A 26961-nucleotide genomic window follows, 5' to 3' on the forward strand; every position below is an offset into this window, starting at 1 on the left:
TCAAGACTGATGTGGATCGGTCACCCCGTTGAATCGGGATGACGCTGAACGCGTATTGGCCGTAGTTGCTGATCAAAAGCAGACTGAGGAGGAGAAACACAAAGGTCAGCCAAAGATGGGGAATGAAGCAAGCCACTCCACACTCCTATTGATTGCACAGGTGATCGCGCTGAGCGACGGCTCAATCTCTGAGGAAGAAGAAAAAATGATCTTGGATTTACCGGATCGCCTGGGCTTAAGAGCTGTACCTCGGATAACCCAAGTGAACCTTCCGGAACTTTCCAGCCTAGGCAAACAGCTCAAGACCCATGGCGACCGCTGCCTTGCAGCGCGAATTGCGGGATTAGTGGCAGGAGTTTCGCGTAACCCCGAAGACCAACAGGACATCAATGCTGATGAACGTACGGCATATCGAGAACTGATCGAGACCTTGAATCTTGAAAACAATGAACTTGAGGAGATTGAATTTAGCGTCCGCAAACAACTAAGTGAAGGTAAATCTCTATTGCAAACTATCGGAGATGCATTGTTTGGCAAAGATCAGTGGCCTGACGAAGCGCTACATCCAATGAATTTCTAGAGATCCATGCAATGATCAAGATAATTAACTGACTAACGGAAATCCGTGACACTAGTCATGCGCTTCCTATCTCTGCTCAACTGCGCTCAATCGTTCCAGGTATTGAAGACTGAATGATGGGATTATTCAGACTATTGAAGCAATAAAAAACCCCTGTAGTGGCAGGGGCTTTGCAATGAGTAGGCTCAAATCCATCCACAACCAATCAAAGGCAGCCAGGTCCCAGCAACACCGATCACATAGGGACCCCCGTAGGACACACAGGACACCATAACGTCTGGACCCGTCCACCAGCCACGCCTTCCAGCTCCTCTTCACTGAGTTCAGCGACATTATCAGCAGTGAATTCGTGGCCGTGCTCTTTAGCGATCCCTACGACGTCTTCAGGAGTCTTTGCTGCCTTTAGTTTGTCTTGAATGGACTGGTCATCCTTGGCTTTGGCGATAAAAGCCTTGAGCTGTTCTTCTGACATAGGTGTCAAGTCTGTTAATTATTTATAGCAATGGTCTACTGCAGTGTCTTTGGCTAACAATTAAAGTGTACAATCGCGCCAAGCACTGAAGGCAGATTGATGGTGTTTTTGGGGTGATTAAAGAAATGAAAACCCCTTGAGGCTTTGATAAGTAGGCTCCCGCAGTTTTACATAGCCCCAGCTATGTTATTGGTAAGTCTCGCCCTTTCTATCGCCGCGACAAGTCGCGTGGCATGCACCACCAGCCACGTTTTCCAGCTCTTCATCTGAAATCTCAACCTCTGATTGAGCGTTCTTCAAATCATCAGCGGAAATCATAAATCCCCCCTCTTTTGCAATCGCAAGAACTGCATCGGAATCAGCAGCGGCTTGCAGCTTCTCCTGAAGGCTGGTGTCTGCTTTGACCTTCTCCAGGAAGGCTTTGAGTTGCTCTTCTGACATGGGTATTAGGTCTGTTCAGCAGTCATAGCAATGGTCTGAATCACCACCTGGGAGGCCCTCTTCTCTCCCCACAGTTCACTGATCGGATCCGTACAGAAAAAAGTGATCGGGTAGGGGCAATGCACAAACAGCCACCAAAACTGGCCAGGAACCAATGTGTCCCAGTTCGAGGGAACGGGTTAGACCAAGAAAGTTGAATTGAATATGCCCAGCGTCCCTAGAGGCAGCCCCGCGAGCACCAGAAAGCAGAACTCTCACTTGGCTTGGATTGCGCCCGAGGTGGTTGTCGGTGATGCCGATATGGTTTTGCCGTTCACCTTTCGCGTCTTGACAATCTGGTGAATCGGCTTGTGTCGGTCTTCTTTTTGTGATGGCTTGGCCAGATTGGCGTTTTTGGACAACAATGCACACAGCGGAGAGTTGTACCCATAGACCAGTCTTCCTGCGAAGCGCTTTGGCAAGCAACGGTGGCACCGGATGAGCCGCATAAGTTCGCGCGGCGTCTGTCCTGGGATGGCCTGTCTGAAGAAGAATTTGAAAAATGGTTGAAGTCGGATGGTGCCGACAATCAACAAGCGATCTCGGATTGGCAAAACAGGCTGGTCCTCGTCTCTGCCGTTCTGAAGGAAGCATGGGCCGTACCCATGATGCCGGTGTCCGCTGAGGAAGATCAACGTCCTTTTGTGGATCTTTGGCAGCCGTTGCATGCTCCTGCCATGGAATGGCTGCAAGAGCGGAGCGGTTCCATTGCCCTTGATGGAGGGATTGCACGAGCGGGATTGGCACAGTTGGCCGATGCCCTGATCAAACGGTTGTGCTCCATGGCGGAACAGGCGTTGTGGTCTTGCTTTAGCTCTGAACGGACGCCAGGCACGATGCTTCTCGCTCATCTGGGTGCTTCCGGCGATGGCTCAGGTCCACCCGTTCGCGAGCATTACGAGACATTTGTGCAACGCCATCGTCGCGATGGATTGCAGTCTTTGCTCGAGGAATTTCCTGTGTTAGGCCGATTGGTTGGCACGGTGATTGAGCTGTGGTTGCAAACCTCTGCAGACATGCTTGAGCGGGTTGCTTCAGATCGCCCGATTCTTGAGTCCAAATTTGGAATTTCAGCCCATCACTGTTTAGTCGGTATTAAGCAAGGATTGAGTGATCCGCATCGCGGGGGGCGTGCCGTAGCGATTTTGAGTTTTGGATTTGAAGGTGATGAAGATTCAGCTCTAAAAGTTGTGTATAAGCCCAAAGACATGAGGCTTGATGAAGCTTATCAGCAGGTTTTATTAGATCTTAATCAGCGCAGCAATATGGATCCGCTGAGAATGCTGCAGATTCACTGCGGTAACGGATATGGATACATGGAATATGTGACGCATCAAGTCTGCGGTGACAACCAAGAGTTGAGTCAGTTTTATTATAATTCCGGAAGATTAACAGCGGTTCTCCATATTCTTGGCTGCACGGATTGTCATCATGAGAATCTGATCGCCTGCGGAGATCAATTGCTCTTAATTGATACGGAAACCTTGCTGGAGGCGGATGTTTTTGATCACGTCACTGATGCTTCAGATCAGCCTGATCTAATTCAAGCCTCGGGATTGCAGAAGCGCTTTCAGCGTTCGGTTTTGCGATCAGGGCTTCTGCCTCAATGGATGTTCCTTGGAGGGCAGAAAATAGCCGTTGATATCAGTGCTTTTGGTGTGATGCCTCCCAAGCACGATAAAATCAAAACGGCTGGTTGGCTCGGTCTCAATAGCGATGGGATGATGCCTGGCCGAGTCAGTGTCAATGCAGAGATTCCTACCAGTCTTCCAGTAGGAATTGGCTCAAAAAATGTATTTGACCGCTACCTTCACGGTTTTCAAGAGGGATTTAAAGCTCAGTGTGAAGAGTTGATCGCTGTGCGTGAGTCCTGGCTGCAGAAGGACGGAATCTTTTCACTGTTTATCGGATTGCCACGTCGGATTGTGCTGCGCGCCACCCGGGTCTATTTCGCGATTCAGCGACAACAACTTGAGCCAGAATCGCTGCGCTCTTCCGTGGCACAGGCCCTGAAGCTAGAGCAGCTAGCGCGTAGTTTTCTGCTTGCAGAATCGCGGCCCCATCACTGGCCAGTGTTTGCTTCTGAACTGGAGCAGATGCGGCAATTGGATATTCCTTTTTTTACACATCCGCTTGATGGAGACGCTTTGCACCTTGATGAAACTGAGGGGGTGCTTCCTGGCTTTCTCGAAACAAGTGGGTTAGCTTCAGCCCGCGAACGCCTCATGCAGCTTTCTGCCGAGGAAGTTGAATTTCAATTGAAGTTAATTGCGGGTTCAACATCTGCAAGAGTCTTGCGTGAATCTGAAATTGATATTCAAAACACGCCGGTATCAGGTGATGATTCTGACATCAACGAAGTCGATGATTCATATCGTGATAATCATGCCGCAATCGCGATCTTCAATCGCTTGAATCAAATGGCGATTCATGATTCCAATGGCCAGGTGGAGTGGCTTGGAATGGATTTAGGCGCCGATGGGGAAAGTTTCTCGTTTGGTCCAGTGGGCTTATCGCTCTATGGCGGTTCGATCGGAATTGCTTGCTTTGAAGCCTGCCTGCGTCGAGAGGAGTCCACTTTTGCTGACGGCGAATCGTTGGCAGGCTCCATTTTGATTGCATTAAAATCATTGATAAGTCCGCATTCTGCGGATTCACGGTTGCGTTGGTGGAGAGATCAGGCTCTTGGTATCAGTGGATGTGGCGGGATCCTGCTCGGATTGCAGCAACTTGGTCACAGCGATTGGATTGACATATTGCTGAGTGATCTGCTCCCGCGTTGTATCGAAGCGGATCAGCAGTTGGATGTCATTGGTGGCAGTGCAGGATTGATCGGCTCGCTTTTGGCACAAAACACAGAGCATGCACTGTCTCTGGCTATGAGGGCAGGTGATCATCTGCTTGAAAGACAACAACCTCAAGGAAGTTGGCTTTGTGGACGAGACACAAAAGGCCTGCTTGGCTTCTCCCACGGAACGGCCGGTTATGCAGCAGCTCTGGCTCGTTTGCATGCTGCCACCGGTGATGAGCGTTTTCGGAAGGGGGCTGAAGCGGCCTTGAGCTATGAACGCGGTTTCTTTCTACCTCAGCACGGCAATTGGCCTGACTTTCGAGATTCATCAAATGCTGCTAGCGCTGACCCTAACTTCATGGTGGCCTGGTGTCATGGCGCACCGGGTATTGCTCTTGGCAGGATCTGTCTATGGGGAACTGAGCTTTGGGATCAACAGTGTGAGGAGGAAATCAAGATTGCTGTTCAAACCACAGTCGCTCAGTCTGAACCTGGGATGGATCATCTCTGTTGCGGTGGCCTGGGCTTAATGGCTGTGCTTGGGGCCGCGGTGAGTGGGCCTTGGTGCGTGGAGCCGGAAACACGTGCGATGGCTACAAAGAAAGCAGACCGTTATCGGGCATCGGTGATCGATCGATGCAGCAGTGAAAGATTGGATTTAAGGTGTTTCCAAACGCAGGAAGGATCATTATTTCTTCCAGGGTTGATGACAGGCCTGAGTGGAATAGGTTTGGCCTTAATGAACGACCAAAAGTCCCAATTGATGTTATGGAATTTGGTAAGTGCTGGTCTGTTTCCTCATCAATGACTAGCGAGCATCCTTTTTAAATAACCATGATTGCTGAGACTATTCCAGTCTCCAGATTCAGATGGCTTCCCTCTTTCAAGAATCACGATTTGATCTGCATTCTGAATTGTTGATAGACGGTGAGCAACACTGATTCGTGTGATTCCGAGCTGATTAATCGTTTCCGTGATGTGCTGTTGAGCTTTATTGTCTAGAGCACTGGTGGCCTCATCCATAATTAAAACCTTGGGATTGGTAATCAGTGCCCTGGCAATAGCAATTCGCTGAACTTGTCCCCCCGATATATTGCCACCCGAATCACTGAGAAGCGTTTCAAGCTGCATAGGCATTGCTTTGACTTCATCAGCTACGGCTGCTTTTTCAAGGGCATCCCAAATCTGGCTCTCTTTTCTTTGAATACCACCGCAGATGATGTCATATATGGAGCCCGAATTGAGCCTTGCTGTTTGCATCACAACCCCCATCTGTCTGCGATAAGAGCGGATAGCAAGCTGACTGAGAGGAATACCATCCACAAGAATTTCTCCGGACTGCGGACTCGTGAATCCAAGCAGCATGCGCACCAATGTGGTTTTTCCGCAACCGCTCGGTCCAGTAATGGCAGTGTGCGCACCTGCGGGCACTGAGAAGGACAGATCTTCAAAGAGGGATTCAGAGTTTCCAGGAAATTCAAAGGTGATGTGCTGAAGTCTGAAATCACCTCGCAGGTGGTGATGGAGTGCACTTGATTGATACCCCTTTTCGACATCTGCATACATCACTGGTTCTGCTCTCTTCCAGAGCACAGCAGCGCGTCCAGCTGTATTTGCAATGAGATTCACTGCATTGGTCACAGCACCATTGAAGCTGGTAAAGGCAGCATTAAAGGAAATGAAAGCCACAATGGTCTGATTGACATCTGTCTGATCTGTGCTCGTTAGGATTCTGTAAGCAACAACTGAAAAAAGGAATAGCGATGCAATTGGAGACACAAGCGTTCCATATTGCTCAATTGCATCGTTGTAGATATTGTTGCGTAATTGGATAAGCGCATAGCGATTAATCTCGCGAATCCAGCGTAAAAGTAAAAAAGGCTCTGCACCAGCACTACGAATTTGCGGCATGCCCATAACTGCTTGCAGCGAGAAATTCGTGATTTCAGCACCACTTTCAAGAAGGGGCAACTGTAATTGAATTGACTTCCAGGTGATCGTAAGAAGGCTAATGACAGCAAGAAGAGTGAATACTGAGGCCCACAATGCCAATTGTCGATCATAGATAAACATCAACACGAAGTAGCTGAAAGAGAAAAGTGTTGAGAGAAAAGTTGTCAATACACCACTCCCCAATATCTGGCGAAGCTGACTAATGGAATTAACTCTAGAGGAGAGATCACCTGTTGAATATTGGCTAATAAAGCTCATTGGTAAGCGCATAAGCCGATCCCACACCGCTGATTGAAGTCTTAAATCAGCTACGCTTTCAAGCCTTAGCATCATGAGATTTTGCAAGAAAGATGTTATGACTGAACCAATCACAATGAGGATGACTACACTGACACCTTCAATCAATAATTGCTGATTATTTTGAGGCAGCACCTTCTCCACCAAGGTGTTGGTAAGTATTGGTATTGACAGGTTGAATAGCATCACAACACCAGAAGCGGCTAGCAGTGCTGAGATAGGGCGTATTTCAGAGGAAAAGGCAAAACTTAAAACAGAGAGTGGGCCTTTAACAATTGAAGGTAAAGAGGGATATATTTCATAGGCAGTTTCCTCTAAGCCATGATGTTCTGTCGCGAGGATGTGGGTTTGCGTATGGCCGCTGTAAAGCCAGTTTTCACCATTGTCTCGATAGAGCGCTAGTGGCTCTTGATTGCACTTATCGAAAACGATCATTAACGGGAATTCGTTATCGTTTGTAGGATCAAGATCCCAGTGCCGAGTGCTCAGGTCTCGTGGTGCAATCACCGATCGATGATGAATATCGTTGTAATCAAGCAATTCAATGATGCTTGCCCCTGCCAAAGGTTCGATCTGTTGATCACGACGGCCTAGCTTGTACAGACAGAATCCAATGAGGCGAATTTCAGGTTGATGATTATCATCCGAAGAGGGGCTGAAAAGCAGCTCTTCTTCGATGTTTTGAGCAGATAGAAGTGCATCTTGTGAATTGTTTATTTTCATATTTATGACTCCATTGAGTAAGGCTTTTCGGACTGCACTAAATCGTAAAAAGTAGATTTCTTCGATATCAATTCATCTGGAGAACCGTATTCAACGACCCTGCCATCTTGCATGACTAAGACAGCATCACTACGCAGTGCTACATCAAGCCGGTGAGATACATTAACAACAGTAATTGCCTTTTTCTTAAGTGTGTCAAGAATTTTGGATTGGGTAGCGTTATCCAAAGCGCTGGTTGCCTCATCAAATAAAAGAATGCTTGGCTGTCGTAAAAGTGCTCTACAAATCTCAATGCGTTGACGTTCACCACCACTGAGATCTTTGCCATTATCTTTGAGTTGGCGTTGAAAGGCTTCTGGGTGATTATTGATTGTGGTAAGAATTTGAGAATCCGTTGCTGCTATTTCAAGATCATCTAAGTTGTATTCGGGATTCCACAAGGAAATATTGTCTTCTATACTTGCGTTGAATATAAATACTTGCTGCGGAACATAGGCCAAGCTGCTGCGCATGGTTTGGTCTCCATGTTGCTCCCATGGTTGGTTATCAAATAAAAGATCACCTGAGGTCGCTGAGTACAGGCCTGCCAGAATTCTGATTAGTGTTGTTTTTCCAGATCCACTGCTACCAACAATAGACAACTGAGACCCTGCTGGTATCTTCAAATTGAGGTCCTTGATAAAAGGGTCTGAATTGGGAGTAAACCCAAAAGACAGGTTTCGCATCTCAATGTATCCTGATAGCTTCTTTAAGTCCTTTCTCACTATTAAGTCATCACTATTCGGCAGTTGGAAGCTTCGCACCAATGGATCATTTTTGTTTTTACGCAGATCTTCTAGTCGCCCCAGATCACCAATAAGCCTTTGGATACTCGAATTGATTTGGGGAAGAGAGGAAATTGGTGCTGTAAGTTGTCCCTGAAGGAACTGGAAAGCGACGAGCGTACCAAGTGAGATTTTTCCTGCAATGATCAGGAATCCGCCTGCTGCAATAATCAGAGCATTGAGAAGGAAACTACTGCCACTTGCAGTAATCGTCGCCAGAGTCATCTGTGCTCCAAGCTGTTGATTTTGAATCACTACATTGCCAAAGCTTGCTTGCCATTGGCTCAAAAAATCAAATTCCAACCCTGAAGCTTTTAAAGTTTCAATATTGTTAATACCTTGCAATCCTTTACCTTGTGCCTTGCCCTCCTCAATGGCTAGTTTACGGTTTGCGTCATAGCGTTGGTCCGTCAGCCACCAATTTAATAAAAGATTGCTGGCCATAATGATGAGCACAAGCAGTGATAACCAATTTGAGATAATGAAAGCGAATAGAAGAATTAGGCCTGCGATCCAAATCGAACTCATGAAGCGAATCAGGCGTGCCACCAAAACCTGAGTGGTTTCCATACCCAGAAGTAGGCGACTTGCAATTTCACCTTGAAATCGAGTCTGATAAAAGTCGAATGTTACTTGGAATAATTTTCTGAACAAATCTGCTGTCAGCTTTTTTGAAAGCAAGAGCTCCATCCTTCTTAAAATGACAAACTGAATTGTCAGCAATGAAAGCCAACCAATAATGCTTAAAAGAAGAAGCCAAATAACTGGTATTCCAAAGTATAAGCGTTGATTTTGTAAAAAGCTGTCAATGAATGTAGAAGTTAATCCTGCTACGAGTAAGGTGAGAACTGCTTGGCCAGTGGAAACGATCAGGAGTTGAAGCAATGATGCTTGATAGGGAAATAATGTGCGAATCAAACTCCAGACAAGGGATGGTTGCTTCCCTCCGCGAACGAAGTTGGAATCCGGTTCAAGTTCAAGTACAACACCTGTGAAGTTATCAAGAAACTCTTCCATCAACACGCGCACCCGGCCTTGCGCTGGGTCACTCAGATAGGCGTGCCCCCCCTCAAAACCTTCAACGACGAGAAAATGATTAAAACCCCAAAATACTATGCATGGAAATTGACCAACCTCTTTGAGATGTTCACCTGAACAGCGATAGGCACGAGTCTTGAGATTGTACTGACGAGCACCTACCAAGACCTGCTTTGCGTTTGAGCCGTCGCGATTCACTCCACAGGCTGCTCGTAACTCACTGAGTTCAACAATTTTTCCGAAATAATCGAGGATTGTTGCCAGCGATGCAGCTCCGCATTCTGCAGCCTCATACTGCAGCCGTGTTCGCGCTTTGATTCGCTTTCTCTGCAGCGATTTCTTCATCGACTCGTCCGTTCCGTACGCCCACCAGAGCCTTCTTCCGTGACCAACTCTTGCTGAGCATCAGGAGGCGTAATGCCAAAAAACCTGCGAATTGCAGGGATGACAAGAGAGATTGGGGCGACCCTCCTTGTTGTAATTTCCACACTAAGGGCATCACCTGGGGTTGGCGGATAGGGAAGCTCTGAATCGGAAGTCCAACGATAGCCACCACCATTGATAGGACTTTTGTTGCTTTTTTCGAGCGCAACAACAGCAAGCGTTGGCACCGCTTGTTTTGAAACAATGGACTGGGCTAGAGCTTTAAGGCCAGTCCTAGCTTTAACTTCTTCAACGCCACTCGGCAATTTTGCCATCGATACAACTTCGCCTCGTATCCCGCCAACTTCGGACCGCTTGTAACCCGAGGGTGTTGCCAGTGCCTTCATTCCTGGAAAGACCTGTGCCATATCCTTGCTACTGAGAAAAACAGGAACCATGACGGGTTGGTCGAGTTGATTGTTGCTGAGCTGCATCAGAACCTCACCCTGTTCAACACCTTCACCGTTATTGGGAATGATGCTCGAGATATAAAGATTTCTACCGGCATAAATAAGTTGCTCATTGATGAGCTTCGCAGTTTGCCCGCGAAGCGAGGAATACGACTCAGCGAGCTTCTTTCTTGTCTCAATCAGTTGATTTTCATTATTGAGTATATTGGATCTGACGTTATCTACTTGCGATTGTTCTCGTAATATACTTTCGATGTTGACAAACCCTTTCTGTGCCAAAGCATTCATGCTTCGCAAGAATGCAGATCTGCTCTTAAGCTCATTTCGCAGGATAACTTGCTTTGTTTGGATATTTAATGTTTGGGCCTTGTTTGTTTCTATGGTTCGCTCTACTTCTTGAATTTCACTGCTCAAGCGTTCGAGCTCACCTGCAGATTGGATCCACATCAACAAGTGCCCTTTGGGAACTTCGAGTCCGGTGAAAGTTTCCTTGAGATTCTGAGCGAAAACCTCCGAAGCGGTTGTATTTGATGAGAGAGGCATTGAATTATGACTTGCTTCGTAGATTGTTTTCGCAAGTTTTAGCAACTCTTGATTGCTGACTTTATCAGGATAAGTAGAAAAATAACGAGCTTTTTTGTGCCATTCTTTTTGCTTTTTGTTAAACATATAAATTACGATCCCATTGGTTCCACTGAGGCTGGCATTAATCGTACTAACAGGCAATAACACTCCACTTCCTTGAACGCTGACAGGAATTCTGGCGAAAGTTGCCCAAATCCCACCGGCTATGGCGATCAATGCACCCAGTCCAAGCGTGGCTCGTAATGGTGGAGTTAATAAGGTTACAGGCCCATTTTGGTCACCAACTCTATAGCGTTTAAGCGCGCGATCATTGAAGAGTTGATTCATGGTTGTGTTGTCTGCAAATTTGAAGTGATTCTTTGGTCTACATTATTTTTGCTATCCATTGGCCATGTTGCGGAGTATCGATAAAGTTTGGCGATCGCCGTATTGTATTGAAGAATAGACTGCGATTTTTGGGTGGCAGCTTGTGAAAGCAAACCAATCGCTTGCACAACGCCAACGATGTCTCCGACACCAATGTCAAATCGCGCCCTTGCAACTTCTTGCGCAATTTCTGCACTGCGATAGGCCTGTTCTGAACTTACAATCCCGATACGTGCGGTCTGCATTTCGTTATAACTTGTCTGCACTTGTTGAGTGATTTCAAGTCTTGATTTGCTTGCGCTAGCAAGAAATCTTCTGCTTTGGGCAAATTGGGATTCTGCATTCGCAGCATCTTGCCCACCGTCAAACAGTCGCCACTGAAAACCAATGCCAATCGACGCGTTCCATCGTTGAGAATCTTTCATCTCAGTGCGGGGATTTTTGTTTGCCGAGACCCCTTCGTACCCGTTGCGACCAATCAATCCCCCCGTTGCTTGTAGTGAAAAGATCGGCAAGTATCGCCGAAGAGCTGCGATACCTTTCCATTCTTGTGATTCTGCACTGGCAATCGCTGCAGGAATTTCTTCGCGTTGCCGCAGCGCTTCTTCGATGGTCTGCTCCAAGTCTTGCGTCCAATTGCCTTGGGGCTTTGCCTCTTCATTGGGGATGGCAAGGCGTCCAGGCCTGAGTGCAAGTTTTTCTGCCAGGCGGCCTGCTTGTGCAATGTAGCTCTGCGTGTATTGAATCAATCGATTGAGATCAAGAAAGAGTTGAGATTTGGTTTGCTGTACATCAAGAACAGTGACCATCCCAATACTTTGTTTTGCGCTGAGTTCTCTTAAACGCCGCTTGTTTATTGCATGGATGTTATTGAAGCTATTGATAAGTTGAGCACTACTTTGAATAGCATAATAGATCTGCTGAATTTCCAGGATAAGGGTTCTAGCGCTGACATTAAATAGTAGTTTTTGTTTTTTCAAGCTTTCTGCTGCTGCATTGATATCTGCTTGCCTTGACAGGTCAAAGAAGTTCCATTGGGCAATTGCACTAGCTTGTGTTCTGTAAGTTTTTGACTTTGTTTTAGTTCTGAGCTTTATATCATCTCCGGCACCTTGGTTTGATTGCTGTGATGCATAATAATTTCGTACAAATGTTGACCAACTAAAGCCTGCAAAAGGTTGTCCACCATTTAAGTCAAGTGTCGGGTACCATTTGCGCTTCGCACTAATCAATTGCCATTCGAGTGATTGTATTTCTTGAAATGCAATTTCGAGCTCCGGATTATTTTTGATCCCAAGCGCAATAGCATCTTCGATGCTTACAGAAATGCTATTTGTTTTTACATCAGATTGTAATTGTTCGAGCTTTTTGACAAGCTGATCGGAATCGACCTCAGAAATCTGTTGACCTGTTGGTTTTTTCGAAAGCTTTGTGAATATATTATATTCCTCTGATTGAATTTCACTTGACTTCGCGGGCATTTGGCTCAACAAAAGCAGGCTCAAGCTAGCTGTAGCCTTGATAAGACTCTTGATACTTGCTTTGCATGAGAGACTCATGCCTTCAATTTTAATCTTTATTGGCTGATTGTAAAGACGTCGCTTCGCTTTTTGTACAGGGCGCCCCTAAAGCTCGCCTTATGAATGGTTTTCGGTAAATGCGTAAATCTTGATGGTGCTTGCCTCAATTAGTAGAGGGTGAAGTCCAAGGTGTATGCCGTTGCTTGATGGCAAATCAACTTTATTTGCTTCTGCGTCCTGATGATGCAAGTAAAATGGCAACGCTGATGCATTGGTTTGGCTGGTATTCAGCGACGGCACTCAACCACCTGAGTGGCCGTTACGGGCACTTATGGGAAGCCAAGTCTTACGCGACCACGATTGCGCCGGAAAACCACTGAAGGGTGCTGATTGACTGCGGTATGTCCATGCCAATCCCAAACCAACTGAAGTGCGTAAGGGCTGCTATGACCTCCATTCCAATTACTGGCACTAATGCAGATTGGCTGTGATGGATCAGCCCGGTTGATTACGACTCAACTGTGCTCAGTCGTGCCAGTCAATGGAGGCTGATTTGTGAGGTTTTTGAGGTGAATACATAGTAACCCAGCCAATTACAAGGGGTTAATGCAGTACTCAAGATAGTCTGGTTTTTAACGACTACATTAGACAATTCAAAGGATGGCTAACCTGATTTTGAGAGCAAAATGCCACACGCCCAGAGCAGTTGCCACCTGCGACACCTTCCAGCTCCTCTTCAGAGGCCTCTGATTGAGCGCTCTTCAAGTCATCAGCTGAAATGCTGAAACCGGCTTCTTTCGCAATCGCCACAACAACATTGTCAGCAGCGGCTGCTCTGAGCTTCTCCTGAAGTCTGCTGTCAGCTTTGACTTTTTCAAGGAACGCTTTGAGTTGCCAAAAGACATTTTAATCCGCGTCGACGATTGGTTATTGCTCTATAAAACGAGAAGCAGGCATACCAGCAACATCAACATCTGCCATAAAAATACCGCCAGCATGAGGCATGGAGGATAGGGTTTCTTGGCTTAGGTCATATGTGGCAGTTGTAATGAATAACTTGTCAAACGCAGATCCTCCAAAACAACAGGAGGTTACCAAAGAGCACGGTATTTCTACTGTTGCAAGATGGTTACCATCACTGGGATTCCAACAAGTCACAGCACCTCCCTCCCAAAGTGCAATCCACAGCATGCCGTTACGATCAATCGACATACCATCCGGCGAACAATTCCACTCAGGGGGTATTTGAATACAGACATCTCCATCGCCTATTAAATCACCACTTTCTGACATTAAAAATTGTTTGACCTGAAGAGTTGGCGTATCAATATAATAAAAATATTTTCGATCCAACGACCAGGCAAGGCCATTGGAAATGGTGACCCCCTCAATCATTTGCGTAGAATTAAAAAATTTATCTAACCTCCAAAGAGATCCTGCACGGGACAAAAAGTCATAACGAAGACTACCCGCCCACAGATTCCCCCAATAATCACACTTGCCATCGTTAAAGCGATAATTAGAATGATTATCGATAGGATTAATCAATGAATTTACTTGTCCACTGTCGGGATTGATCATTTTAAATCCATCTGATGTTGCGGCCAATAAATTGCCTTTGCTTGTAGGCACGACACAACCCACGTGAAACACTGTATCTATGAAATGATTTGTTTTGGTCTCAGGATCAAACAATCCAATACGTGAATCTTCGATATCAACCCAGATTAAAAGCCCACGTTCATCCCACCAATGTGGACCTTCCGCAAGTCGAGCTCCCACATCAAGAATGCATTCAGCCGAATAAGTTTTCACATGTTCTTTCATAATTAAAACTGACTAGGTCATGAAATAAATCTGACAAACTTTTCGGATGTTGTCATGCAATCAAGTGATAAATTACGCGTCTTAAGGCATCCCACCTGGATAATCGATTCTCAGACAACGCAGACGGCAGCAACGTCAAGACTCCATTGCCGCAAAATCTCCGGACTGGGATCTGAATGCATCACTCATCAGTCACTCCGCGCATGATGCCAAGCTTGGTTCTGTTGCGCCCGTTACGGCTGAGAGGGCGCTGGCGATGGCCTGACAGGCGGATGGATGAATTCGCTATTTGACGATGTAATTCATGGGGTTGTCGAAGGTTTCGGTGCCACATGGGCTTGAATCACGACCACCCGGAAGCATGGAGTCGGGAATCATTTTGTCTGAATAAAGCTGGCAGAGCTCAGCCGGAGGACGGCTATCAACCCACTGCTGGAACGAAGAATCCTGAGCCAGAAGCTGAGCGACCATCAAAACTTCGTACATGGTGATGCGATGACTATCTCAGTGCTAGCTAGCCAGGGAGCAGGTCCTGACTTAGCCGTACTCCTGGCACCATCAGGCCTGGTCTTGCCAGGTCGTACTCAGCCATGCAGGCACAGCAACGTGCAATCGAGAAGTGATCAGCCCACAGCCAGCATCGGGTGCTGCAGCCGGTAGCCAAGAGCCTTGAGCCTGTCGTTACGAATGCGGCGTCCGTTCCCGGAGACCGGTGCGGGCCCGCCACTCCAGTGCACCGGCTCCAGTTGTTGGCGCTTCAGACTGAGGTCCACCAGATCGCGCATCCGAATCGGTTCGTCGTTCACCACATTCACAACGCCGCTCCAGGCACCATCCATGGCAGCAATCAAGGCACCGGCTGCGTCATGCACATGGACCCAGTTGCTGAATGAGCGACCGTCCCCAGTGCGCTCACTGCCGGCCAGCCCTTTGAGTCGATTATCCAGCTCACGCCCTGGTCCATGCAGGGCAGCGAGTCTGAGGATGCATACCCGCCTTTTGTGATCTCCCATCTCGGTGAGCAGCCGTTCGCTCTCCAGCAAGACCTCACGATGCCCAGTTCCGGCGTCAGGGGTTGTCGATTCATCCACCCAGTCACCGTCGGCGTCGCCATAGACCGAACAGCTGCCGGTGTAGATGATCTGACGCAGATGAGGCAGATCAGGCAATAGGGATCTCAGGCAATGAAAGCTGTCAACAAACGTCTGGCGGTAGCCATCAGCATTCACTTGTTGATTTCCTCTGGGAGCAAGACAGAACACAGCCGTATGGTTGTGCTGCAGTGCCGCCAGCAGCTGCGCAGGGTCCGTTGCGTCGCAGAGCAGCAGCTGATCGGCGAGTTCGGTCAGAGCTGCATGCCGCTCGGTCACGGTGGTGGTCAAGGTCAGGGGGAGGACCGGTCGACGCGGTTGCAGTTGACGCGCCACGGTCTCGCCGAGGTATCCGCAACCAACGATTGTCAGCCCCATGGCTCTGTTGAGAGAGGAGTTGAACCTAAAGAGTCTGGGGACCTGCGATGGTGATCAACATGACGGATCAATGGGCGCTGAATCGGCTCAACTTCCAGGGATGCTGGCAGGGTCGTGGCGCATGGTTCGGGCGTGATTCGGAGGACAGGCTTGATCTCAAATCACCGGTCAAGGTGATGGATCCCACGACTTACGACATCTCTTTCAGTGATCCCGACACCGGCGTCTGGGATGGATCCGGATTGTTCTTTGCCCCCGGCGGTCAGGCCAGGTATGACATCAGCCGCAACACCTACAACAGCGGCGGCGGATGCTGGCAATTCCAGGGGGCTGGAGGTCAGTCCAGTCTTGTGCCGGATCCTGATCGCCGTCGCTTCGGCCACGAGATCAATCTGTTTCACGGCCGGTCCCGATCCATGCTGGTGCTGATCTGGGAGCCGGTGGCGACGGGCTGGCGTCTGCAGTTGGTGGGCGCTGTTGCTTTCCATTGCCGCAAGACTTCTGTACCCGAGCCGGAACCTCTTGCATCGATGTCTCCCGAGGCGATGCTTGCATCGCTGGAAGGTTGGTCCAGTGATGCGGAAACGTTTCGACCACAGCCTGGTTGCCTCGGTCAGGTGAGTGCAGCTCAGCCGTCGGTTTTTATGGCAGAGCAGTTCCTGCGGCATGAAAAGACTGCCGTGATGCCGGCTGGCCTGATTTTTTCGGTGCCTGAGTATCTGCCGGATGGTGCCTTTCAGCTGGAGATCGGCTGTCTGCACACTGTCGGGCTGTTTCAGCAGGTCAGCATTGTGTTTGATGCCAACGGCCATCTCACAGCATGGGAACGCCGACGATTCCTGGCTGATACCCAAAACGTCGATCCCTAAAAACAGCCCCTCATCAAAAGAGCCATTCATCAAAACAGCCATTCATCAAAACAGCCGACGTCGGGAAGTAAGTCCTTCTTCCTCTCAGAGCAACAAGGGCTCCGGTTCCACCCACCCGACGTCTGCAGGGTCTCCTACGCCTCGATGGCGTTGTACCTGAACATCCTGCGAACCACAGGCTCATCCCAGTCTGGCACTGTGTTCTGAGCCATTCACCAGAAGCTCACCAGAACTTCGCGAGGTCTGCACCAGAGCTTTGCAGTGGGGGTCACCAGAAGCACTGTGACCTTGAAGGAGTCAAGGGGGAGCCACCCCCAACCATTCCTTCCACAAGCCATGTTGATGAAATCCGCCTTCGTTTATGCCCTCTCACTCACGATGGGCATAGCTGCTGTCACTCACGCAAAAACCCTGATGATCGAGCAGATTCCTCAAGAGGCCGATGCAAAGACGGAATTGGCTTATCGCACTGGCCAACCGAAAAAACACCATCGCATGAGACCTGATTTCGGCTATGTGCCCGAGCAATGGTCCCGTTGGACTGTGTGAGTTGGTGAAGCTGCAGACCTTTCCTTTGAATGATCGACTCAAGCGTTTTGCCAACCAATCTCTCTACGGAGATCAATATGTGTGAACTGATCGTCAGCTTGATTTGTTTTCGGGACAACAGAAACCAGATCCCATCTTTTTACACCTTTTGCATTTAGAGAATCATGAGGTACGGGGCAACTCTGAAGATCATCAGTGGAAGGTTCATGCCCTTGCAATGGATTAATCCATTGCTCATTAACGAAAGAAATTCTTCCAGACTGCTCCATAGCAACAATGAATTCATATGGCATTGCAGTCTAATAATGCAGGCAAATAGCATCTTATGGCCAGTGCATTGATCAGCCAGCCATTGCCATTTTTCTGTGTCTTTCAATCAATAAGTGGGCGGTCTTTGCTTGGCATGACGCCATGTTGGCGAGCAAAGAGCTGCGGAGCACCATGACGCTATCCCGCTGGATTCCTTCTCTGAAGGCTGATGAGAAATCGTCTTTAGGCTTGCAGCAGTTCTGGTATCAAAATGGAACCCATCACTTGGCTGGTCATCACTTGGGCGACTTACGGCGCTCATAGAACCACAGCTGCACTGGAGAAGATCCCGCAGGCTTCCATGGGCCAGTGCATGGAGAACTCCAGGGTGATCAAGAATTGGCAACCCAAGGCAAGCACTCAGTGCATCGAAGGCGTTCGTGGCTTCTGATCCACTGCTGACTTTTCCTTCATGCAGGCATCTGGCTTTCCTGAACGAGCCACTTAACTTGCGTTGAATCCATTGATCAATGCGCTGATTGCTTCACTCGCAAGGCTGAGTAGACACTAAAAAGCCCCGCACTTGGCGGGGCTTTCGGGATGGTGGATGGGATTGGCAGGTGGGACTTTGAGCTGATGGATCAGCCTTCGAGCTTGGCGGGTTCGGCCTCGCCTTCCCTGAGTTCAGCGTCGATGATCATCACGGCAGCCGGGTTGTTGGCAGCGAACTTGACGCGGCCGAGCAGATAAGCGGCTTCGTGCTCAGACAGGCGCTGAGCATCGACGATGGGATCAAGAAACACAGTGGTGCGCCGATCAATGTCCTGTTCAGCGGTGCTGTAAAGCTGGAGCACCGATGCGGTGACATCAGCTTCCATGCGGAAGACATTGGCGATCACCTGTTCCACATCAGGCCACTGCTGGCGAGGTGGTTCAACGGTGTCGAGAACAGGGCGCTGGCCTCTGGAGATCAGATAGTCAGCGAACTTGGCGGCATGCTCCTGTTCCTGCTTTGCTTCATCGCGGAGATGCTCGGCAAAGCCGACCAGTTCACGTTCAGCGAACCAGACAGCAGCCGCGAAATAGTCAGCAGCGGACTGCCGCTCGAGGTTGAGATGAGCCTGCATGAGATCGAGCATTTCGCCGGACATGGGCTCGGCCATGGCGCGGCCTGCAGGACCGACGGGAATGACGATGGGGGCTTGAGGGGCTTGTGCGGTTAGTGAATTTGTCATGTCAAACCTCTTGGAGGGATGAATCAGTTCTACATCACAAAAGGGCGAAAGATATGCGTGAAAACCGAACACTAAGCAGTCAAAATGTGCTTTTGAGAATCACATTCAAGAACAGCCAATATATCCCCAAGGATCTCAATCAGGAGCGTAAAAACGCTGCTGAGAATCAGTATCGGTTGCACATGAACGCGGACGTTCTTGCCCAGGCGCACCTCCACCTCCTGGATCAAAACCACCGCTGATCAATGCTGGGACCACGACCTCTACGACCGGACAGCAGTGGTCAAAAGAGCCGCGACACGCTTACCCCTACGACTTGGAAGTGGTTCGCCACCCGGATTGAACAGGGTCAAACGACACCAATCGAACGATCACGTCAGCAGCAATACCAAACGACGTCGCCTAGCGGCTCAACATCACGATGTGGACGTGGTGGAGAAGGCACGAACACATGACGACGAGTTCGGGAGGCGGCACCCGCCCGGACAAGTCGTCATGACTTCAACCCAAAACAAATGGAGTCAGACCTAGGGAAGGATATGAAACAGATCGGCGTTCAGCCACCGGATCACGCCAGAAGCCAATTCAGCGATCTGGAACAGGTTGCAGGCCTTGGGATCCCCAACCTGGCTTAGCCACAGTCCAGCCACAGCGCTGAAGCTCCTTCCAGAGAGCGACGGCATCCTCATAGCGCATGTTCCGACGCGTCTTCAGAAGTGGCGGCGCTCCTGCTGGCATCTCTTTGACATGGTCAACGATCACCAGAACGTCATTGGCTGAACCGCCCTGCTTCGGATCGGAATGGAACCTGACCGACTGATACTTACTCGCGATAGTCAGCCAGCTTTCCATTTGATGCGGTCTCGACTGGCAAACGATACAAGAAGGCACTTGTGTCGCCGGACACACGATTGCCCACATTTCGCTGAGCACTGACACAGAAATCAGCTTTCGGAAGGATGTGAGTCACGTGATCAGAATTGACCCACCTGATCACCCGGTAGTTCAAATCAGCGCTCTGGAACCGATGGTGCATGGCTGGGTCGCGGGCAGCAGCACCGCAATGGATCACCGGCCCGATCCACCAAGCTGATCTGTCCTCTCGCCGGTCAGGTGGTCATGCCGCACAACGACCGACATCCCTGGATACACATCAAAGAAGAGCAGCGTTTCCGACTCGGGCGAGCTGTAGACCCCGCGATCAGCTGGTATACCCCATTAAGGCCAGGACATCGGTAGTAGCCGCAAGCGGAAAGGATTGTTCAGGATCTCTGGCCTCAACGTCTTAGTTGAGAGACCATCCAGACAATTGCACTTGGATTCATGACCAAAAACCCTTTCAAGGCACTCATTGGCGCAGATCGTGATGCCTATTTCTGGATCAAAAAAAAGCTGGGTCTGGGTGAGTACCAAATGGGGGCGCTTGTCTGGTTCTCAGGTTTAATCATCGGGATCCTGATTGGAGTTTGGATCGGCTGAACCTGCAGTGCGATGACAAGCGCAGCCAAGCAAAGTTCGGCATCATGTGCAGACCGATTCCTGAATCAATGCAGCGTTCCCTGCGCCTGTCGTTATCGCTGAGTGGTGTTACTGCACTGGCACTCGCGAATGGCGCAGTGATGTCTGCTGCTGCACAAGAAGTTGGCAGCGCAGATGATCTCGGGGTGATGAGCATCAGCCTCGCTGATGTCGTCAAACCCACCATTGGGTTTCAAGGCGCACTCCAAGGTGCAGGCACACCAAACCAAGCAGGTATTGGCGGGTTCTTGCCCCTCTCTGTTGGAGACAACAGCGTGTGGTTCCTTGATGCCCTGGTGAATGCCAACTTCGCTGATCGTGAGGGTGACAGCAGCATCATCAACACGAATGACGCTGGCACCACTGTCAGCACTTCAACGCGTGTGGGCTACCGATGGCTCAATGGTGATCGCCTCTGGATGTATGGGCTGAATGCTGGTTATGACAGCCGCCCGATGAATACAGGAGGCACCGATACTGGCGTCAATGTCATTGGTACAGAGAGGAGTGCATTCTTCCAGCAGGTGGCAGTCAATGCAGAGGCTGTTTCCAATGACTGGAACTTCAATGCTTATGCCTTAGTGCCGACTGGTGATACGGAGCAACCACTGAACTGGTTTTATCAAGGCGGTGCACTCAGCACATATGGACTTGATATTGGATACTTCATCACTCCGGAATGGAATGCGTCTGTTGGTTACTACTACCAGGATGGAGATGGAACAAAAGCTGATGGTTCTGGTGTGCTCGGAAGAGTTGCCTACGAAATAAGTAGTGGCTTGACAGCAGGAGTGAATATCTCTTACGACGAAGCATTCGAGACCCGAATTTCAGCCGATTTGAAAATTCGATTTGGCGGTGCAAGCACAACAGCCCAGCGCAAAGAAGTTCATCTACAACCTGTCGTTAACGCATTGACATCAACACCCACTAATCGTTACGTCAGAGTGCATGACAGTTTCGCAAGTCGGATTAATCCATCTGATTATCCACCGAGCTACGAAGAAGAGGAGATTGACGGATTCATCGATGGTCCGGGCTATTGTGTGCCTATCGGAGAAGGCGAAAATTGTATTTGATCAAATAAGTGATCAATACTGCTATTCATTAGCAACGCCGATCAGTACAAGCCACAAAAACTCACACCGATCCTGCTCCGCCGCTGAGCGGGTTCTTGTTGTGCTGATGTTCATAAGAGGGTTTGGGTTAACAAGTCTTAGTCGTCACTCAGTGACAGCGTCTGTTGCCAAGCTGTGAACAATCAGTCAGTCATTTGAGTTCATGGCAGCACAACTGGTGGTGATCACAGGGGCGGGGGCAGGGATCGGCAAGGCTTTGGCACATGCTTTTTCTGCAGCCGGCCATCCCTGTTTGTTGATATCAAGAAACCAGGAGGTGGATCCCACATTGGCCAATAAGCCAGTGCTTTACCGCCAACTCGATGTCTCCGACGCCAACGCGCTTGGGAATGCCATCGCATCGGCAGAGAGGCAGTACGGTCCCACAGGCTGCCTGATCAATAACGCAGGGATGATCCACATCGGCGGACTGGACAGTCTCAGCCTCGAGCAGGTCAACGAAGAAGTGGACACCATGATCAAAGGGGTGACCAATGGCATTCACCATGTCTTATCGGGCATGAGAGAACGCAGAGACGGAACAATCATCAACATCAGCTCCATTGGTGACCGCAAGCCTGCTCCAGGCGCACCTGTGTATCACGCTTGCAAACACGCCGTACGCTCATTGGGCGAGAGCCTGAACATGTCAGAGGCAGAGCACAACATCCGTGTGATCAATCTTGCGCCCGGACTGATCCGAACGGCGATTCATCAGAAGATGGGAATCAGCTTTGAGGAATACTGCGAAATGCTTGGCAATCCCACCTTCATTCAGCCGGAAGAACTCGCAAAAATTGTCCTTTTCTGCTGGCAACTGCCACAACACATCTGTATCCGAGACTTAGCCGTTATGCCAACTGACTGCGGATTCTGACCATTGCCCAGAATCCCTAGGAAGGCTGTGAGTTGCCGGGCCAGGCAAGGCCTCGACACTGCTGAAGTTGCCACCACTCTCTGTCGCACTTGTGCAATGACACCGCGTTGGAAAGCGGATCCAATGGTTACGCCGACTTGAATCGTGGGCTCATTGAGTCAGACCCAAAGACTCCCAGGAACAAAGACTGAGCTGCTAATGACGAGCGCTTCGAGGATGAAGGGTATCTCAAGGTTAATGATCGTGAGCGTTACATAAAAGAAAGAAATTACCTCGCCTGAGTTGCCACATATGCTGCAAAACACGGATCTCAGTGAGCTTCAAATCTTCGCGATAGGGCAATCACAGATCAGCTAAGCGCAGCTTTTGATTGCACTGGAGCCTCGACCTGTGCAGGCGATGAACCGCCACACCAGTTCACACGCTCATGATGGTTCTCTGATTGATAAGGTCCATCCCAGCCATCATGCCCACCAATAGGGAACAATTGACGTGCAGAAACAAGGCCAGCAGGGATCTAACAAATAGCAATTGCAACCGAAGAGATTCCCATGAGAAATGCCAGCTTATCACTCATGATACAAACAAATCATGCGAGCCAATCTAACTGCATTTTCACATTTGCCATCCTACAAATATCATTTTCAAGCTTTTTCATCCAGCAAACAACATCGCAAAAACGAGCAGCTGGCATGTCTGGAAGCATGAGCACATCTCCCAATCCTGGATACAGCGGCGTTGATTGATTCAACGCTTGGGACGTCTAAACCTGCTTCTGCTCCTCGCAACGAATCTCTTCAATGGAGTTGGGGTGAGCCTTGATGAAGGGGACCACCTCCATAGCCAGAACACGGGCTTCGAAGGCATCACCGGCGTAGTAACAGCTTTCAATTCTTCGACTGCTGGTCTCGCGGTGTCTGACTGTATAGCGCTTGTGAGTTTTCATGGATCGAGCCATGGCCGTAATTAAAGTCTCCACCTGCACTGAGCGCCTCTCAATAAACCGTTGGTTTTATTTTGGGATCAAATGCATAAATCAAGATATTGATCGGTTGTTGCGATCTATACCCCTATCGCCTTACGAGACCTGATTCAAATCACTAGTGCCAGCCCAGGTGGCCGCAACAGACTTCGTCTGGTTAGCCATTTGCCAGAGCAGGACCATCAATGAAGCCAGCATCAAGCGCCCTTCTTTTATCAGGACTAAGAGGTTATAAGCGTCCAATCAATTGACATACCAGTTATTCGCTGTACTGGGCAATCTTTTGGCAACTTTTGCTTTCTCGGCAGCAGTCATTTCTGACCAAAGCTTGTAGGTGCAATCCAGAGCACCACGATCCTTCAGAGCTTCCTGATAACAGGCCGATAGCTCGGCAAACTCTTTGGCGCGTACAACGGGAACGGTCATGCGGTTTGCCCAGTAATCGCTCATGCCCAGAGAAGGAGTCTTACCAGCAGTTCTAGCAACTCGAACAGATTTGGTGAAAAGACAACTCAGCGGCGATGAGTGACACGCCCTAACCACAAACTCTGGCTACACCTCCCTGGCCTTACAAGTGGTGGTTCACAATCATCACCGTCATCGACATGCACATTCAGGAAAGACGATTCAATTGCACAGGCAGAGTGATTGCCCCCGCAGACATCCGAAAGGGGTGTTCGGACAGGATATTCGTGCCAACTGCAGGCAAGGTTGTTTACCAGGTGGACACTGATTTCACGCATGTCTGAACCGATCTCTTCCCATGGTCAGTGAGCTGCTGCTGCAGCTGGCACTCGCTGCAATTGCGGTTGTTGCCAATGCTCTGTCAGCCTTTGCCGGCGGCGGCGCCGGCCTGGTGCAGCTGCCAGCCCTGATCTTGCTGGGGCTTCCCTTCGCTTCGGCTCTCGCCACCCACAAACTGGCCAGCGTGGCCCTTGGCGTTGGCGCCGCCGGTCGCCACTGGAGGGCGAGCAGCCTCGATCCCCACATCAGCCTGTTAGTTCTGTTGGCAGGTGTGCCAGGCGTGTGGATCGGCGCAAGCAGCGTGATGGTATTACCGGATCGTGTCGCCACAGCAGCACTTGGGCTGCTCACCCTGTCCCTCGGGCTGTACTCCACCCGCAGACCTGAACTGGGACAGACCGACAGGCTTGTCATCCACAACCGACAGCAAAAGCTGATCGGCATTGCTGTGCTTTTCGTCATCGGAGTGCTGAACGGTTCACTCACCTCTGGCTCAGGACTCTTCGTCACACTGTGGCTGGTGCGCTGGTTCGGCCTGAGTTATCCAAAAGCCGTTGCACACACACTGATCCTGGTGGGTCTGGCCTGGAATGGCACCGGCGCTCTTGTGCTCGGATTCAGTGGTGAGATCCGCTGGGACTGGGTTCCGGCTTTGATCGTGGGATCGCTGATCGGGGGATATCTCGGCGCTCACCTGTCACTGAAAAAAGGAGGCCGAGTGGTCAAGGTTGCATTTGAAAGTCTCGCCCTGCTGATGGGCGTCTCGCTACTAATCCGCAGCCTCTGATCTGGTCCCAACCCGCAGAAATCAAACGCCAAGAGAGCCAGGAAAACCACCTGCTCCTTCCCATGCCCCACTCCATCAATGGCACGGCATCGAATGGTGAGCAATCAAACCTTCAACGGCAACCAAAGCAGAGACCATCGGTTCAGGTCTACGCGTCACCACAGACAACACCAGCAGATCGACCGGATCTCGATGATGCGTCTGTCGCAAAACATTCACTCTGAACAGCCGGCAGAGGCCTGGTTGTCCAGCTCAATCAACACAGCAGGATTGCCCGCATCGTCTTCCTGGTGCGAGTACCGAAATTCGTCGTCACCACCAAGATGGAACCGTGAATCGCGGCAATCTTTGCCCTTCCCTTCCAGCCTGATGCCATAGTCCTCAACGAGTCGCGTACAGGCGCGGATAATTTGCTCAGCACTGGCCTTCCATGGGTGGATGCCTTGAAGATCCTCGGCTCCGAGCAAGACTCCTTCCAACACCGCGGAGATGGGATCAGTCGTCATGGGTTACTGGCTGGCCACCTTGGAGGCTCACCAGAAGGCTGGACAGTGCATCCAGCCAATCTGCTGCAACTCTTTGTAGAGAGACACTGCATCCTCATAAGCCATGTGGATGCGTGACTTAATCAAAGCTGGCTGGCTATGGGGCATGGGTCTGCCGTTTTCCACGACGACCTGCACATCTCCATCAAGAGTTTTTGATTGGTGATGAAACCTCATCGCCCAATGGGTGTTGGGGTCTTCCAGCCAGGCGTCAGACATTGTCACTTGCTGAGGTCTTGCTCTTATCGATAGAGACCCGTACCCCCTGATGCCCAGCCAAGTACAAATAAATACAAGGAATCACCTCGCCCGCGCGCCGGGAGAAGGCCCCTCAGTAAGAAGGTGAGCCCCCGAAGTGCTTTTAGGGGAGTGAGCCTCCAAGAAGTTGATCCTGGGCACCTTCCAGAATTTTCATCAACTCGTGCAGCAAAGCCGCCTCTTCGGCATCAGGCGTGTTTCCGCAACCAACCCTGCAAAGAGCTGAGCGAAGCCTCGAGAAATCAGAGGCGGGGATATTGATTTGAATCTGGTCTTTCGCCATGGGAAGACTCACACGTGTTCCGATCCAAGCTGCATCACAGAGGGTTCGTCTCAACAGTGATCGCCCTGGTCGAGGAGCCAAGACCTAACTCCAGGCAGGACGATCCAGCCTGGTACTGGCCAAACCGCCTGAGCTCGAGTCCAAGTCACCTCTAACAGGGCAAGAGCTCCTGCACTTTCTGTAGCTGACGCCTGAAAACAAATTCCAGTTCATTTGTTACCTCATCAGGTTCCACAATCAAACCCCAGGAAGCAGATGCAATCCCATAGAAATCCGCACAGCTGTCAATCGAATGAGGTCGGCGTGGCACTGCAGCACCACCAACGGAGTTACTGCTCGCATCTGGAGAACGCTGATTGAAAAGCCTCAGCGTCATCTCGCTTGGCTGCGCTTGAACGCAATGCTCGTAAGACTGCAGGGCGTTTCGCGTAGGGAGAAAAGTCGAGCAAGCTGTCGACGACCTGCGCAGGGCTGCCCTGTTCGACAAGAACGCTTAACGCGCGATCCATCTCAGCAACAAGCTCATCAGTGTTCCACAGGCAGTTCTGACGGATGAAATAACAAAGTTCAGCGACAACCACATCCGCAGACAGGTCGAGCTGCTCAGCTAACTCCCTGACCTTGTCATCGTCCTTGTCAAAGGGCTGATCGAAGCCAACAGTGGCAAGCAAGCCGTAGTCCACAAACATCCGGCGCCAGCTGGAATTGGATTCAAGACCAAACTCGATGAGGGCCCACACCCTCACATGAGCTTCTTTGAAATCGGTGGGGGCGACGGTCATCCGACTGACCAGCAATCATCATCCAACCAGAATGGCCATGGTTTTAATTCTGCGCTGTAGGGATTAAAACGTCTTGATCAAAACGGGTTGAACTGTTCGGTCAGCTGGGGGGAAGAGTCAAGGCCATCCATGACTGAAACAGACTTAAACAACTCGAAAAAGATTGATTCTTCACGAGGGATTGGAACAAAGTACCTGTCAGAGATTCATTCACTGATCCTAATTGGATGAAATTCGTTCAAATGTTTGAATCATTGATCCGATCGACGATGTCACTCATTCAGGTGCAAACGTCACCGATAGCAGTTCAACAGTGCTTATAATTTAAATTCTATGCACCGCTGCAAAACAGTGCGTTTCTGGTCAACTTGGCGATGGACATCGCAAGGATGGGTGTTTGAACTGGC

Annotated in this window: 28 protein-coding genes and 2 pseudogenes; 10 read left to right on the forward strand and 20 right to left on the reverse strand. The window is 49.7% G+C overall.

Annotation, left to right across the window (positions count from 1 at the left end; all coding sequences use genetic code 11):
- Positions 1–28: 28 nt before the first annotated feature.
- Positions 29–580, forward strand: coding sequence for a TerB family tellurite resistance protein (locus AC6EI9_RS04845; RefSeq protein WP_498469395.1), 552 nt, complete (start codon positions 29–31; stop codon positions 578–580).
- A gap of 235 nt (positions 581–815) precedes the next feature.
- Here AC6EI9_RS04845 and AC6EI9_RS04850 read toward each other — a convergent pair whose 3' ends face one another.
- From AC6EI9_RS04850 to AC6EI9_RS04860, 3 genes and pseudogenes are all read right to left on the reverse strand, one after another.
- Complete coding sequence (locus tag AC6EI9_RS04850; protein WP_498469396.1) at positions 816–1052, reverse strand: Nif11-like leader peptide family natural product precursor; 237 nt, start codon at positions 1050–1052, stop codon at positions 816–818.
- Positions 1053–1238: 186 nt separating this feature from the next.
- Entirely contained in the window at positions 1239–1493 is a 255-nt protein-coding gene (locus AC6EI9_RS04855) for a Nif11-like leader peptide family natural product precursor (RefSeq protein ID WP_498469397.1), read from the reverse strand.
- A gap of 41 nt (positions 1494–1534) precedes the next feature.
- A pseudogene (locus AC6EI9_RS04860) lies at positions 1535–1735 on the reverse strand (queuosine precursor transporter); the annotation flags it as partial.
- Positions 1736–1960: 225 nt separating this feature from the next.
- On the opposite strand from AC6EI9_RS04860, the gene AC6EI9_RS04865 reads away from it, so the two are divergent.
- On the forward strand, positions 1961–5131 hold the full coding sequence (locus AC6EI9_RS04865; protein ID WP_498469398.1) for a type 2 lanthipeptide synthetase LanM family protein: 3171 nt from the start codon (positions 1961–1963) through the stop codon (positions 5129–5131).
- Here AC6EI9_RS04865 and AC6EI9_RS04870 read toward each other — a convergent pair.
- From AC6EI9_RS04870 to AC6EI9_RS04885, 4 genes are read right to left on the reverse strand one after another with little or no spacing between them, the layout of a single operon-like run.
- Positions 5125–7296: an ATP-binding cassette domain-containing protein gene (locus AC6EI9_RS04870; RefSeq protein WP_498469399.1), complete on the reverse strand. Its 2172-nt coding sequence runs from the start codon at positions 7294–7296 to the stop codon at positions 5125–5127. The genes AC6EI9_RS04865 and AC6EI9_RS04870 overlap by 7 nt on opposite strands.
- A gap of 2 nt (positions 7297–7298) precedes the next feature.
- Complete coding sequence (locus AC6EI9_RS04875; RefSeq protein ID WP_498469400.1) at positions 7299–9503, reverse strand: peptidase domain-containing ABC transporter; 2205 nt, start codon at positions 9501–9503, stop codon at positions 7299–7301.
- Positions 9500–10903, reverse strand: a complete 1404-nt coding sequence (locus tag AC6EI9_RS04880) for a hypothetical protein (protein WP_498469401.1) — start codon at positions 10901–10903, stop codon at positions 9500–9502. Before AC6EI9_RS04880 ends, AC6EI9_RS04875 begins: the two co-directional genes overlap by 4 nt.
- Complete coding sequence (locus tag AC6EI9_RS04885) at positions 10900–12447, reverse strand: TolC family protein (RefSeq protein ID WP_498469402.1); 1548 nt, start codon at positions 12445–12447, stop codon at positions 10900–10902. Before AC6EI9_RS04885 ends, AC6EI9_RS04880 begins: the two co-directional genes overlap by 4 nt.
- A 221-nt stretch (positions 12448–12668) precedes the next feature.
- On the opposite strand from AC6EI9_RS04885, the gene AC6EI9_RS04890 reads away from it, so the two are divergent.
- Complete coding sequence (locus AC6EI9_RS04890) at positions 12669–12842, forward strand: transposase (RefSeq protein WP_498469403.1); 174 nt, start codon at positions 12669–12671, stop codon at positions 12840–12842.
- Positions 12843–13101: 259 nt separating this feature from the next.
- Here the strand turns inward: AC6EI9_RS04890 and AC6EI9_RS04895 are convergent.
- The 3 genes and pseudogenes from AC6EI9_RS04895 to AC6EI9_RS04905 form a co-directional block, all read right to left on the reverse strand.
- Positions 13102–13356 (reverse strand): annotated as a pseudogene (locus AC6EI9_RS04895) (Nif11-like leader peptide family natural product precursor); the annotation flags it as partial.
- Positions 13357–13389: 33 nt separating this feature from the next.
- Positions 13390–14289 carry an SMP-30/gluconolactonase/LRE family protein gene (locus tag AC6EI9_RS04900; RefSeq protein WP_498469404.1) on the reverse strand — a complete coding sequence of 300 codons (900 nt, stop codon included), beginning with the start codon at positions 14287–14289 and terminating at the stop codon, positions 13390–13392.
- Positions 14290–14912: 623 nt separating this feature from the next.
- Positions 14913–15758, reverse strand: a complete 846-nt coding sequence (locus tag AC6EI9_RS04905; RefSeq protein WP_498469405.1) for an NAD-dependent epimerase/dehydratase family protein — start codon at positions 15756–15758, stop codon at positions 14913–14915.
- A 47-nt stretch (positions 15759–15805) separates the two neighbouring features.
- Between AC6EI9_RS04905 and AC6EI9_RS04910 the strand changes: the two genes are divergently transcribed.
- Complete coding sequence (locus tag AC6EI9_RS04910) at positions 15806–16627, forward strand: hypothetical protein (protein ID WP_498469406.1); 822 nt, start codon at positions 15806–15808, stop codon at positions 16625–16627.
- A 342-nt stretch (positions 16628–16969) separates the two neighbouring features.
- A complete protein-coding gene (locus tag AC6EI9_RS04915) occupies positions 16970–17176 on the forward strand; it encodes a hypothetical protein (RefSeq protein WP_498469407.1) in 207 nt (68 codons plus the stop codon).
- A 38-nt stretch (positions 17177–17214) separates the two neighbouring features.
- Here the strand turns inward: AC6EI9_RS04915 and AC6EI9_RS04920 are convergent, their stop codons facing one another.
- A complete protein-coding gene (locus tag AC6EI9_RS04920) occupies positions 17215–17469 on the reverse strand; it encodes a hypothetical protein (RefSeq protein ID WP_498469408.1) in 255 nt (84 codons plus the stop codon).
- Between the two features lie 227 nt (positions 17470–17696).
- Here AC6EI9_RS04920 and AC6EI9_RS04925 point away from each other — a divergent pair, with 227 nt between their 5' ends.
- Positions 17697–17876, forward strand: a complete 180-nt coding sequence (locus AC6EI9_RS04925) for a hypothetical protein (RefSeq protein ID WP_498469409.1) — start codon at positions 17697–17699, stop codon at positions 17874–17876.
- A 190-nt stretch (positions 17877–18066) separates the two neighbouring features.
- On the opposite strand, the gene AC6EI9_RS04930 is transcribed toward AC6EI9_RS04925, so the two are convergent.
- The 3 genes from AC6EI9_RS04930 to AC6EI9_RS04940 form a co-directional block, all read right to left on the reverse strand.
- On the reverse strand, positions 18067–18660 hold the full coding sequence (locus AC6EI9_RS04930; protein ID WP_498469410.1) for a ferritin: 594 nt from the start codon (positions 18658–18660) through the stop codon (positions 18067–18069).
- 585 nt (positions 18661–19245) lie between these two features.
- A complete protein-coding gene (locus AC6EI9_RS04935) occupies positions 19246–19512 on the reverse strand; it encodes a DUF1651 domain-containing protein (RefSeq protein ID WP_498469411.1) in 267 nt (88 codons plus the stop codon).
- Entirely contained in the window at positions 19484–19732 is a 249-nt protein-coding gene (locus tag AC6EI9_RS04940) for a DUF3104 domain-containing protein (RefSeq protein ID WP_498469412.1), read from the reverse strand. Before AC6EI9_RS04940 ends, AC6EI9_RS04935 begins: the two co-directional genes overlap by 29 nt.
- A gap of 251 nt (positions 19733–19983) precedes the next feature.
- Between AC6EI9_RS04940 and AC6EI9_RS04945 the strand changes: the two genes are divergently transcribed.
- The 3 genes from AC6EI9_RS04945 (at position 19984) to AC6EI9_RS04955 (ending at position 22173) form a co-directional block, all read left to right on the forward strand.
- Entirely contained in the window at positions 19984–20139 is a 156-nt protein-coding gene (locus AC6EI9_RS04945) for a hypothetical protein (protein ID WP_498469413.1), read from the forward strand.
- Between the two features lie 68 nt (positions 20140–20207).
- A complete protein-coding gene (locus AC6EI9_RS04950) occupies positions 20208–21257 on the forward strand; it encodes a carbamoyl-phosphate synthase (RefSeq protein WP_498469414.1) in 1050 nt (349 codons plus the stop codon).
- 202 nt (positions 21258–21459) lie between these two features.
- Positions 21460–22173, forward strand: a complete 714-nt coding sequence (locus AC6EI9_RS04955) for an SDR family oxidoreductase (protein WP_498469415.1) — start codon at positions 21460–21462, stop codon at positions 22171–22173.
- 763 nt (positions 22174–22936) lie between these two features.
- Here AC6EI9_RS04955 and AC6EI9_RS04960 read toward each other — a convergent pair.
- Positions 22937–23119, reverse strand: a complete 183-nt coding sequence (locus AC6EI9_RS04960) for a DUF8647 family protein (RefSeq protein WP_498469416.1) — start codon at positions 23117–23119, stop codon at positions 22937–22939.
- A 279-nt stretch (positions 23120–23398) separates the two neighbouring features.
- The gene (locus AC6EI9_RS04965; protein ID WP_498469417.1) at positions 23399–23605 is read right to left on the reverse strand and encodes a hypothetical protein; all 207 of its coding nucleotides are present in this window, start codon (positions 23603–23605) and stop codon (positions 23399–23401) included.
- Positions 23606–23918: 313 nt separating this feature from the next.
- Between AC6EI9_RS04965 and AC6EI9_RS04970 the strand changes: the two genes are divergently transcribed.
- On the forward strand, positions 23919–24686 hold the full coding sequence (locus AC6EI9_RS04970) for a sulfite exporter TauE/SafE family protein (protein WP_498469418.1): 768 nt from the start codon (positions 23919–23921) through the stop codon (positions 24684–24686).
- A gap of 215 nt (positions 24687–24901) precedes the next feature.
- Here AC6EI9_RS04970 and AC6EI9_RS04975 read toward each other — a convergent pair whose 3' ends face one another.
- From AC6EI9_RS04975 to AC6EI9_RS04990, 4 genes are all read right to left on the reverse strand, one after another.
- Positions 24902–25192 carry a hypothetical protein gene (locus AC6EI9_RS04975; protein ID WP_498469419.1) on the reverse strand — a complete coding sequence of 97 codons (291 nt, stop codon included), beginning with the start codon at positions 25190–25192 and terminating at the stop codon, positions 24902–24904.
- 27 nt (positions 25193–25219) lie between these two features.
- Positions 25220–25450 carry a DUF1651 domain-containing protein gene (locus AC6EI9_RS04980; protein ID WP_498469420.1) on the reverse strand — a complete coding sequence of 77 codons (231 nt, stop codon included), beginning with the start codon at positions 25448–25450 and terminating at the stop codon, positions 25220–25222.
- A 142-nt stretch (positions 25451–25592) separates the two neighbouring features.
- On the reverse strand, positions 25593–25772 hold the full coding sequence (locus tag AC6EI9_RS04985; protein WP_498469421.1) for a hypothetical protein: 180 nt from the start codon (positions 25770–25772) through the stop codon (positions 25593–25595).
- A gap of 329 nt (positions 25773–26101) precedes the next feature.
- Entirely contained in the window at positions 26102–26554 is a 453-nt protein-coding gene (locus AC6EI9_RS04990) for a hypothetical protein (protein ID WP_498469422.1), read from the reverse strand.
- Positions 26555–26961 lie beyond the last annotated feature (407 nt).

Source organism: Synechococcus sp. MIT2312 (genome assembly GCF_059772315.1).

What these genes read in the sequence shown, in the direction of transcription:
- AC6EI9_RS04855 (WP_498469397.1), bottom strand. Translation starts at nt 1,493, where the DNA reads ATGTCAGAAGAGCAACTCAAAGCCTTCCTGGAGAAGGTCAAAGCAGAC.
- AC6EI9_RS04935 (WP_498469411.1), bottom strand. Translation starts at nt 19,512, where the DNA reads ATGGAAAGCTGGCTGACTATCGCGAGTAAGTATCAGTCGGTCAGGTTC.
- AC6EI9_RS04950 (WP_498469414.1), top strand. Translation starts at nt 20,208, where the DNA reads ATGCAGCGTTCCCTGCGCCTGTCGTTATCGCTGAGTGGTGTTACTGCA.
- AC6EI9_RS04915 (WP_498469407.1), top strand. Translation starts at nt 16,970, where the DNA reads ATGAAATCCGCCTTCGTTTATGCCCTCTCACTCACGATGGGCATAGCT.
- AC6EI9_RS04925 (WP_498469409.1), top strand. Translation starts at nt 17,697, where the DNA reads ATGGAACCCATCACTTGGCTGGTCATCACTTGGGCGACTTACGGCGCT.
- AC6EI9_RS04890 (WP_498469403.1), top strand. Translation starts at nt 12,669, where the DNA reads ATGGCAAATCAACTTTATTTGCTTCTGCGTCCTGATGATGCAAGTAAA.
- AC6EI9_RS04850 (WP_498469396.1), bottom strand. Translation starts at nt 1,052, where the DNA reads ATGTCAGAAGAACAGCTCAAGGCTTTTATCGCCAAAGCCAAGGATGAC.
- AC6EI9_RS04905 (WP_498469405.1), bottom strand. Translation starts at nt 15,758, where the DNA reads ATGGGGCTGACAATCGTTGGTTGCGGATACCTCGGCGAGACCGTGGCG.
- AC6EI9_RS04985 (WP_498469421.1), bottom strand. Translation starts at nt 25,772, where the DNA reads ATGGCGAAAGACCAGATTCAAATCAATATCCCCGCCTCTGATTTCTCG.
- AC6EI9_RS04870 (WP_498469399.1), bottom strand. Translation starts at nt 7,296, where the DNA reads ATGAAAATAAACAATTCACAAGATGCACTTCTATCTGCTCAAAACATC.
- AC6EI9_RS04960 (WP_498469416.1), bottom strand. Translation starts at nt 23,119, where the DNA reads ATGAAAACTCACAAGCGCTATACAGTCAGACACCGCGAGACCAGCAGT.
- AC6EI9_RS04965 (WP_498469417.1), bottom strand. Translation starts at nt 23,605, where the DNA reads ATGAGCGATTACTGGGCAAACCGCATGACCGTTCCCGTTGTACGCGCC.
- AC6EI9_RS04945 (WP_498469413.1), top strand. Translation starts at nt 19,984, where the DNA reads ATGACCAAAAACCCTTTCAAGGCACTCATTGGCGCAGATCGTGATGCC.
- AC6EI9_RS04875 (WP_498469400.1), bottom strand. Translation starts at nt 9,503, where the DNA reads ATGAAGAAATCGCTGCAGAGAAAGCGAATCAAAGCGCGAACACGGCTG.
- AC6EI9_RS04900 (WP_498469404.1), bottom strand. Translation starts at nt 14,289, where the DNA reads ATGAAAGAACATGTGAAAACTTATTCGGCTGAATGCATTCTTGATGTG.
- AC6EI9_RS04990 (WP_498469422.1), bottom strand. Translation starts at nt 26,554, where the DNA reads ATGACCGTCGCCCCCACCGATTTCAAAGAAGCTCATGTGAGGGTGTGG.
- AC6EI9_RS04910 (WP_498469406.1), top strand. Translation starts at nt 15,806, where the DNA reads ATGGTGATCAACATGACGGATCAATGGGCGCTGAATCGGCTCAACTTC.
- AC6EI9_RS04980 (WP_498469420.1), bottom strand. Translation starts at nt 25,450, where the DNA reads ATGTCTGACGCCTGGCTGGAAGACCCCAACACCCATTGGGCGATGAGG.
- AC6EI9_RS04975 (WP_498469419.1), bottom strand. Translation starts at nt 25,192, where the DNA reads ATGACGACTGATCCCATCTCCGCGGTGTTGGAAGGAGTCTTGCTCGGA.
- AC6EI9_RS04930 (WP_498469410.1), bottom strand. Translation starts at nt 18,660, where the DNA reads ATGACAAATTCACTAACCGCACAAGCCCCTCAAGCCCCCATCGTCATT.
- AC6EI9_RS04880 (WP_498469401.1), bottom strand. Translation starts at nt 10,903, where the DNA reads ATGAATCAACTCTTCAATGATCGCGCGCTTAAACGCTATAGAGTTGGT.
- AC6EI9_RS04955 (WP_498469415.1), top strand. Translation starts at nt 21,460, where the DNA reads ATGGCAGCACAACTGGTGGTGATCACAGGGGCGGGGGCAGGGATCGGC.
- AC6EI9_RS04920 (WP_498469408.1), bottom strand. Translation starts at nt 17,469, where the DNA reads ATGCCATATGAATTCATTGTTGCTATGGAGCAGTCTGGAAGAATTTCT.
- AC6EI9_RS04970 (WP_498469418.1), top strand. Translation starts at nt 23,919, where the DNA reads ATGGTCAGTGAGCTGCTGCTGCAGCTGGCACTCGCTGCAATTGCGGTT.